Here is a 4,996-nt window from a genome sequence, read left to right as displayed (position 1 = left end):
CCGCAGGCTACGGACCACGCCCGCAAAATCAGCCCGTCCGGCGTTTGAGGACGCGGCCGCAGGCCGCCCCCGCCGCAGGCGGCGAACCGGCCCGCGGCCGAAGTGCGGCGGCCTAGTCCTCCGCCAATTCCAGCCAGCGCAGCTCAAGTTCGTCCCGCTCCGCCGCCAGCCCCCGCAGCTCCGCATCCAGCTTCGCCACCGCTTCGAAGTCGGTCGCCTGCTCGGCGATCCGCGTGTGCAGCTTCGACTCCGCCTCGCTGATGCGGTCGAGGCGGCGCTCGATCTTCTGGAGTTCCTTCTTCGCGGCGCGCGCGTCACCGGCCGACTTCTGCTGGACCGGCGAGGACACGGGCGCCGGAGCGGCAGCGGCGGCCGCCTCCAGGACCCGCTGTCGCCGCTCCAGGTATTCGTCCAGGCCCCGCGGCAGCATCCGCAGCGCCTTGTCGCCGAGCAGCGCGTACACCCGGTCCGTGGTCCGCTCCACGAAGTACCGGTCGTGGCTGATGACGACCATCGACCCGGGCCAGCCGTCGAGCAGGTCCTCGAGCTGGGTGAGGGTCTCGATGTCGAGGTCGTTGGTGGGCTCGTCGAGGAAGAGGACGTTCGGCTCGTCCATCAGCAGCCGCAGGATCTGCAGGCGGCGCCGCTCACCGCCGGAGAGGTCGCCGACGGGCGTCCACTGCTTCTCCTTGGTGAAGCCGAACTTCTCGCAGAGCTGCCCGGCGGTCATCTCGCGGCCCTTGCCGAGGTCGACCCGGTCGCGCACCTGCTGGACGGCCTCCAGCACCCGCTTGGCGGGGTCGAGTTCGCCGACCTCCTGCGAGAGGTAGGCCAGCTTGACGGTCCTGCCGACGACGATCTTCCCGGCCGCGGGCTGCTCCTCGCCCTCCGTGCGGGCCGCCTGGGCGAGGGCGCGCAGCAGCGAGGTCTTGCCCGCGCCGTTGACGCCGACGAGGCCGATGCGGTCGCCGGGGCCGAGCTGCCAGGTGAGGTGCTTGATGAGCTCCTTGGGGCCGGCCTGGACGGAGACGTTCTCCAGGTCGAAGACCGTCTTGCCGAGGCGCGAGGAGGCGAACTTCATCAGCTCGGCGCTGTCGCGCGGCGGCGGCACGTCGGCGATGAGCTCGTTGGCGGCCTCGATGCGGAACCGCGGCTTGCTGGTGCGGGCCGGGGCGCCGCGGCGCAGCCAGGCGAGCTCCTTGCGCATCAGGTTCTGCCGCTTGGTCTCCTCGGTCGCGGCGATGCGCTCGCGCTCGGCGCGGGCGAAGACGTAGTCGCTGTAGCCGCCCTCGTACTCGAAGACGGAGCCGCGCTGGACGTCCCACATGCGGGTGCAGACCTGGTCGAGGAACCAGCGGTCGTGGGTGACGCAGACGAGGGCCGAGCGGCGCGCCCGGAGGTGCTGGGCCAGCCAGGAGATGCCCTCGACGTCGAGGTGGTTGGTGGGCTCGTCGAGGACGATCAGGTCCTGGTCGGCGATCAGCAGCTTGGCGAGCGCGATGCGGCGGCGCTCGCCGCCGGAGAGCGGGCCGATGACGGTGTCGAGCCCGCCGTCGAAGCCGGGCAGGTCGAGCCCGCCGAACAGGCCGGTGAGCACGTCGCGGATCTTGGCGTTGCCCGCCCACTCGTGGTCGGCCATGTCGCCGACGACCTCGTGCCGGACGGTCGCGGCCGGGTCGAGGGAGTCGTGCTGGGTGAGCACGCCGAGGTGCAGGCCGCCGGCGTGGGTGACGCGGCCCTTGTCGGCCTCCTCCACCTTGGCGAGGATGCGGATGAGCGTGGTCTTGCCGTCGCCGTTGCGGCCGACGACGCCGATCCGGTCGCCCTCGTTCACCCCGAGGGAGATGCCGTCGAGCAGCGCACGCGTGCCGTACACCTTGTCGACGGCTTCCAGATTGACGAGGTTCGTGGCCATTCCGCTCCTAGCTGCGTGGGTCTCCTTTCAGCATCCCACGCCCTCCCCCGGGCCCACGGGGCCGGGTTTGCCGCGACGACCGACCGGGCGCGGCCCTGAGAGGATGGGGTCGTGACCGGAACGCTCGTACTCGCAGGTACCCCCATCGGCGACGTCGCCGACGCGCCCCCTCGGCTGGCCGCCGAGCTCGCCGCCGCCGAGGTGATCGCCGCGGAGGACACTCGGCGGCTGCGCCGTCTGACCCAGGCGCTGGGGGTGCACACCACGGGCCGTGTGGTGTCGTACTTCGAGGGCAACGAGTCGGCCCGGACGCCCGAGCTGGTGGAGGCGCTGGCGGGCGGGGCGCGGGTGCTGCTGGTCACGGACGCGGGCATGCCGTCCGTCTCCGACCCGGGGTATCGGCTGGTGGCCGCGGCCGTGGAGCGGGACATCAAGGTGACCGCGGTGCCGGGCCCGTCCGCGGTGCTGACGGCGCTCGCGGTGAGCGGTCTGCCGGTGGACCGGTTCTGTTTCGAGGGGTTCCTGCCGCGCAAGGCGGGCGAGCGGCTCGGCAGGCTGCGCGAGGTCGCGGACGAGCGCCGGACGCTGGTCTACTTCGAGGCCCCGCACCGCCTGGACGACACCCTCGCCGCGATGGCCGAGGCGTTCGGGGAGCAGCGCCGGGCGGCGGTGTGCCGGGAGCTGACCAAGACGTACGAAGAGGTCAAGCGCGGTCCGCTGAAGGAGCTGGCCGCCTGGGCGGCCGAGGGTGTGCGGGGCGAGATCACCATCGTGGTGGAGGGCGCAGCGGAGCGCGGCCCGCAGGAGCTCGACGCCGCGGAGCTCGTCCGCCGGGTGCGGATCAGGGAGGAGGCCGGGGAGCGCCGCAAGGAGGCGATCGCGGCCGTGGCTGCGGAAGCAGGCCTACCCAAGAGGGACGTGTTCGATGCCGTGGTGGCGGCAAAAAACGCCGCACAGCAGGGCCCATCAGAGGGTAAAGGGCTATCGTGAAAGGCAAAGCTTAGGCCGCGCAGCCAGGCACTTTGGACAGTGCGCCGCCAAGTTTGCCCCAATTCGGTACAGGGCTGCTGCGTGATCGCCGGGAAGGGCGTTCCCTGGTTGTGGGACGTCCGTTCCCGGAGAGAGCTTGTCCTTGAGGACAAGAGGAGCTGCCATGAGCGAGATCGCAGGAACCTCGAGTGGTGTCCGGCCGATAGCCACCCAGACCCCGGCGCATGAGCACGGGGTGCACGAACCAGGGCACGAGTCGTACTCCTTCGCCTGCATGCGGTGCGGGCACGGCTGGGAGCAGTCGTACGAGATCCAGCACCACGTGGACGCCGAGGGCAAGCCGTTCGTCGTCTACTACGCGGACGGCCGGCGCGTCCCGTCCCCGCTGACCCGCCCGACCTGCGACAACTGTGGCGAGCACGTCGTCCGGATCATGCGGTCCGGCCGGGTCTCCGAGGTGGCCCACGTCCTGCACCAGCCGGCCGACAGCCGCTCGGTGCCCGCCACCCGCCAGGCTCCCGGGGATCCCGGTGCGGAGCCGGAGCACGGCGAGAAGCACCACTGGCACCTGTCCGATCTGCTCCACCCCTTCCAGCACCACCACCAGCAGCACCAGAAGTAGTAGGCCGTTCCGCCGCGGTCCCTAGAATCGCGGACATGGCATCGAACAGCGGCACCTCCGGCAGTGCGCGGAAGCAGAACGACAAGGACGTCCCTCCGCCTCTCCCGGAGCCGCTGGCGGTGCCGGTGGCCGATTCCCACACCCACCTGGACATGCAGGGGACCACTACCGAAGAGGCGCTGGCCAAGGCCGCGTCCGTCGGTGTGACGACGGTCATCCAGGTCGGCTGCGATCTGGCCGGTTCCGCCTGGGCCGCCGAGACGGCCGCCGCCCACGACGGCGTCTGGGCGACCGTGGCCCTGCACCCCAACGAGGCTCCCCGGATCGTGCTGGGCGACCCCGACGGCTGGTCCCGGCAGGGCATCCGGCAGCCCGGCGGCGATGCCGCCCTCGACGCGGCGCTGGAGCGGATCGACGAGCTGGCCGCCCTCCCGCAGGTCCGCGGTGTCGGCGAGACCGGCCTCGACTTCTTCCGTACGGGCCCCGAGGGCATGGCCGCCCAGGAGTACTCCTTCCGTCGCCATATCGACATCGCCAAGCGGCACGGCAAGGCCCTGGTCATCCACGACCGGGAGGCGCACGCCGACGTCCTGCGGGTCCTGGAGGAGGAGGGCGCGCCCTCGACGGTGGTCTTCCACTGCTACTCCGGCGACGCCGAGATGGCCAAGATCTGCGCCGAGGCGGGCTACTACCTGTCCTTCGCCGGGAACGTCACCTTCAAGAACGCCCAGCACCTCCGTGACGCACTCGCGGTGACCCCGCTGGACCGGGTGCTCGTGGAGACGGACGCGCCGTACCTGACGCCGATGCCGTATCGCGGACGGCCCAATGCGCCGTACCTCATTCCGGTCACTTTGCGGGCGATGGCCGGGTACCGGGGCATCGAGGAGGACGCCCTGGCCACGGCGGTAGCCGCGAACACCGCTCGCGCGTTCGGTTACTGACGCATGCCTGTACGACGCAACGTGACGATACGACTTTGGAGAGTGACGCTCCCTCCGCTACAGTCCCGGGCCGTAGCTCGACCCAGGGGAGTGTCGCGTGACTCATGCACCGGGCAGCCCCCGTGCCGCACGCAGCGGTGCGGCTGAAGCACCGCTCTACGACCTGTACGACCCGTACGATCCCGCCACGCCCTACGGGGCCTACGCCCCGTACGTGCCGTACGCCGCGACCGGCGATCTCTACGGGCTCGACGAACCGGTGGCGGGCCCGTACGACCCCTTCCTGCCCGAGCCCCGCGAAGCCGCCGCGTACGGCCGCGAACCGGCCGCGTACGAGCCGCAGGACCTGCACCCGCTGCCGCACCTGCCCCGGCAGCCCACGGGCCCGGACACCGGGTCCGCGCCCGCCGACGACGACCCCGCCGTCGTCGCCGAGGGTGTCCGCGGTGGTGCCTTCGTAGAGCGAGGTCTCGCCGTCGAGCCAGCGGACGAGGAGGCCGTCGGCTCGGCCCGAGCCGCTGAAGT

4 protein-coding genes and 1 pseudogene are annotated in these 4,996 nt (G+C 71.6%); 4 read left to right on the top strand and 1 reads right to left on the bottom strand.

Features of this window, described 5'->3' with window-relative positions; all coding sequences use genetic code 11:
• Positions 1-112 precede the first annotated feature (112 nt).
• Complete coding sequence (locus ACWD4A_RS35065; RefSeq protein ID WP_451200491.1) at positions 113-1,915, bottom strand: ABC-F family ATP-binding cassette domain-containing protein; 1,803 nt, start codon at positions 1,913-1,915, stop codon at positions 113-115.
• Between the two features lie 111 nt (positions 1,916-2,026).
• Here ACWD4A_RS35065 and rsmI point away from each other — a divergent pair, with 111 nt between their 5' ends.
• From rsmI to ACWD4A_RS35045, 4 genes and pseudogenes are all read left to right on the top strand, one after another.
• Complete coding sequence (rsmI, locus tag ACWD4A_RS35060) at positions 2,027-2,905, top strand: 16S rRNA (cytidine(1402)-2'-O)-methyltransferase (RefSeq protein WP_451200489.1); 879 nt, start codon at positions 2,027-2,029, stop codon at positions 2,903-2,905.
• Positions 2,906-3,068: 163 nt separating this feature from the next.
• Positions 3,069-3,527 carry a hypothetical protein gene (locus tag ACWD4A_RS35055; protein WP_451200487.1) on the top strand — a complete coding sequence of 153 codons (459 nt, stop codon included), beginning with the start codon at positions 3,069-3,071 and terminating at the stop codon, positions 3,525-3,527.
• A 35-nt stretch (positions 3,528-3,562) separates the two neighbouring features.
• Positions 3,563-4,471 (top strand): TatD family hydrolase, encoded by a 909-nt coding sequence (locus ACWD4A_RS35050; protein ID WP_451200486.1) that lies wholly within the window; start codon positions 3,563-3,565, stop codon positions 4,469-4,471.
• A 97-nt stretch (positions 4,472-4,568) separates the two neighbouring features.
• Positions 4,569-4,996: pseudogene (locus tag ACWD4A_RS35045) on the top strand (hypothetical protein); the annotation flags it as partial.

The sequence above is a fragment of the Streptomyces sp. NPDC002537 genome (assembly GCF_053594975.1).
The sequence above is the reverse complement of the archived record's forward strand: the minus strand, read 5'-3'. Positions and strand labels throughout refer to the sequence as shown.